We start from the raw sequence: 2,754 nt of genomic DNA, 5'->3' as shown, positions 1-2,754 counted from the left end.
TGGTAGTGTGGGGTTTCCCCATGTGAGAGTAGGTCATCGTCAAGATTAAATTCCGAAACCCCAACTGCGAAAGCGGTTGGGGTTTTGTTTTGCCCGCAGGAAAGTTCTGTGCGTCGACTTTCTATGCAACGGTGCAGGGCATGGCTATCATTCGGGCCTCATTACGAGGCGAGATCCGCATGCTGACGTTGTTGAATCTCCTGAAGGATGGTCAGTTCCATTCCGGTCAGGCCCTGGGAGCCGCGTTAGGCATCAGTCGAAGTGCCGTATGGAAGCAACTCCAGCATCTGGAGACCGAGCTCGGGCTGTCCATTCATAAAGTCCGGGGGCGGGGCTACCAATTGGCGGCTCCCTTGACATTGCTTGATCCTCACAAGATAGCGGAGGAGCTAAAGGACTGGCCGTCCTTCATCCTTGACTCAATTGATTCGACCAACGCGGAAGCGTTGCGGGCGATTGAGCAAGGGAGGCCTGCGCCATTTTTGGTGCTGGCCGAGCGGCAGTTGGCGGGCCGTGGTCGCCGTGGTCGCAAATGGGTGAGTCCGTTTGCCGAAAACCTCTATTACAGCCTCGTTTTGCGCATTGATGGCGGTATGCGTCAGTTGGAGGGGTTGAGTCTTGTTGTGGGGCTGGCGGTTCTGCAGGCCTTGCGCAAGCTAGGTGTGCCTGGATTGGGGTTGAAGTGGCCTAATGATGTTCTGGTTGGGCGAAAGAAAATTGCCGGCATCTTGCTTGAAATTGTCGGTGATCCGGCTGATGTCTGCCATGTGGTGCTAGGTATCGGTATCAACGTCAATATGCAGGTTGCGGACGAGGTTGATCAGCAATGGACGTCGATGCGGCTCGAGTCAGGCAAAAACCATGACCGGAACCTGCTTTTGGTTGAATTGAGCCATCAGCTTCAGACTTATCTGCGGCGTCATCAGGTCGAAGGGTTCTCTGTGCTCCAGGCGGAGTGGGAAAGCAATCACCTGTGGCAGGATCAACCGGTTTCTCTCACTGCCGGCGTCAATCGAACGGACGGCGTGGCGCTTGGCATCGACAGCCATGGTGCATTGCGTCTGAAGGTGGATGGTGTGGAAAAAACCTATAGCGGTGGTGAGCTCAGTTTGAGGTTGCGTGATGATTCTTGAGCTCGATTGCGGTAACAGCTTTATAAAGTGGCGAGTGCTGACCACCCAGGCCGACGCGGTGGTTCAAGAGGGCGTTGTTGACTCTGACCAGGCGCTGCTCGACGCCTTGCATGGGCTGGATGGCGTCTCGCTGCACCGCTGTCGCCTGGTTAGCGTTAGAACTGCGGAGGAGACCAGCGATCTCATCAAGCTCCTGGAGCGTGATTTTCGCTTGCCTGTTGCATGTGCGGCGCCGGCGCGTGAAATGTCCGGAGTCAGAAACGGATATGAAGATTATGAGCGCCTGGGGCTCGACCGTTGGTTGGCGATGCTTGGGGGCTTTCGCCTGGCCTCGGGCGCATGTCTGGTTCTCGATTTCGGTACCGCGGTGACCGCCGACTTCGTTGCGGCGGACGGCGAACATCTGGGTGGTTTCATTTGCCCCGGCATGCCGCTCATGCGCAACCAGTTGAGGACTCATACCCGAAAGATTCGTTATGGGGATCAGGCGGCCGAGCGCGCGATGGTGAGTCATGCGCCTGGGCGCAGTACTGTGGAGGCGGTGGAACGCGGTTGCTCGTTGATGCTGAGGGGGTTTGTGTTGACTCAGATCGAGCTGGCCCGCAGCTACTGGGGGGATGCCTTCACTGTCTTTGTGACAGGGGGCGATGCCGACCTGGTATCGGGAGTGGTGCCGGGAGCAAGGGTCGTTCCCGATTTGGTGTTCGTGGGCCTGGCGATGGCCTGTCCTTTTTCCTGAGGTACGTATGCGTTGGTTGTTCCTGCTGCTTTTGGTTCTCAATGTGTTTTATTACGTCTGGCATCAGCAGGAAGCGCCTTTGCGCGCAAAGGACGTCACGACTCTGAGCCTCTATCGGGGGGCACAGCAGGATATTCGCTTGCTCAGCGAGGCCAAGGGCGTTTCTCGCGAGAAAAAGAGTTTCACGCCGGCCGCCGGCGAGTGTCTGTACGTAGGTGGTGTTGGCAGGGCTGAGGAGGCTCAGCTTCTCGGTCGGCGTTTTACCGAGTTAGGCATCAAGGCTCAGCAGCTGCAGAAAGAGTCGTCCGAGGCTGCCTATTGGTTCCGTATCCCGCCTGAAAGCCAGGGTTTGCTGGACGAAGGGCAGCTGCAAAACCTTTCCAAGGAATTCAATGAGTTAAAACATAAAATAATGATGTGTGAGGGGGTTGCGCCCTCCGAATAGTTTGCATAGAATGGCGCCCGCTCCACAGCGAAGACCTGAAGAGGTTGAAGAGGTGGGGCGATGTCAAAGCAGCTAACCTCAAGATTTTAAATGAGAAAATGCTTGACAGAAGGTCGGCATAGAGTAAAATGCCGGCTCGCTTAGGAGGGGTTCCCGAGCGGCCAAAGGGATCAGACTGTAAATCTGACGTCTACGACTTCGAAGGTTCGAATCCTTCCCCCTCCACCAGATTTTAGCGTGAGCTGCAGGCTCCGCGGGTATAGTTTAGTGGTAGAACCTCAGCCTTCCAAGCTGATGATGCGGGTTCGATTCCCGCTACCCGCTCCAAGTTTGCAGGTTGTGCAAAGTGTTACGCTCTTGTAGCTCAGTTGGTAGAGCACACCCTTGTTATATGGAGCTCTTGAGCGGATTTGAACCGCTGACCTCACCCTTACCAA

The 2,754-nt window shown here is 55.9% G+C and carries 3 protein-coding genes and 2 tRNA genes; all 5 read left to right on the top strand.

All coding sequences use genetic code 11. The features are described 5' to 3' along the window. The first annotated feature begins 179 nt into the window (after positions 1-179). The 5 genes from birA (at position 180) to ACIP0B_RS28215 (ending at position 2,644) form a co-directional block, all read left to right on the top strand. Positions 180-1,133, top strand: a complete 954-nt coding sequence (gene birA, locus ACIP0B_RS28235) for a bifunctional biotin--[acetyl-CoA-carboxylase] ligase/biotin operon repressor BirA (protein WP_400838441.1) — start codon at positions 180-182, stop codon at positions 1,131-1,133. Further along, positions 1,123-1,872 carry a pantothenate kinase gene (locus tag ACIP0B_RS28230; protein WP_400838438.1) on the top strand — a complete coding sequence of 250 codons (750 nt, stop codon included), beginning with the start codon at positions 1,123-1,125 and terminating at the stop codon, positions 1,870-1,872. The genes birA and ACIP0B_RS28230 overlap by 11 nt, the downstream gene beginning before the upstream one ends. Positions 1,873-1,879: 7 nt before the next feature. After that, positions 1,880-2,317: a hypothetical protein gene (locus ACIP0B_RS28225; protein WP_400838435.1), complete on the top strand. Its 438-nt coding sequence runs from the start codon at positions 1,880-1,882 to the stop codon at positions 2,315-2,317. A 143-nt stretch (positions 2,318-2,460) separates the two neighbouring features. Then, positions 2,461-2,545: transfer RNA gene (locus tag ACIP0B_RS28220), tRNA-Tyr, on the top strand. Positions 2,546-2,570: 25 nt separating this feature from the next. Next, a tRNA-Gly gene (locus ACIP0B_RS28215) sits at positions 2,571-2,644 on the top strand. Positions 2,645-2,754 lie beyond the last annotated feature (110 nt).

Source organism: Pseudomonas sp. NPDC089534, assembly GCF_044749305.1.
GTDB classification, from domain to species: domain Bacteria; phylum Pseudomonadota; class Gammaproteobacteria; order Pseudomonadales; family Pseudomonadaceae; genus Aquipseudomonas; species Aquipseudomonas ekonensis.
Note: the sequence above shows the minus strand (reverse complement) of the source record. Positions and strands in the feature narration are given on the sequence as shown.

Bases quoted from the DNA above. Each gene is read 5' to 3' on its own strand.
- ACIP0B_RS28225 (WP_400838435.1), top strand. From the start codon at position 1,880: ATGCGTTGGTTGTTCCTGCTGCTTTTGGTTCTCAATGTGTTTTATTAC.
- birA (WP_400838441.1), top strand. From the start codon at position 180: ATGCTGACGTTGTTGAATCTCCTGAAGGATGGTCAGTTCCATTCCGGT.
- ACIP0B_RS28230 (WP_400838438.1), top strand. From the start codon at position 1,123: ATGATTCTTGAGCTCGATTGCGGTAACAGCTTTATAAAGTGGCGAGTG.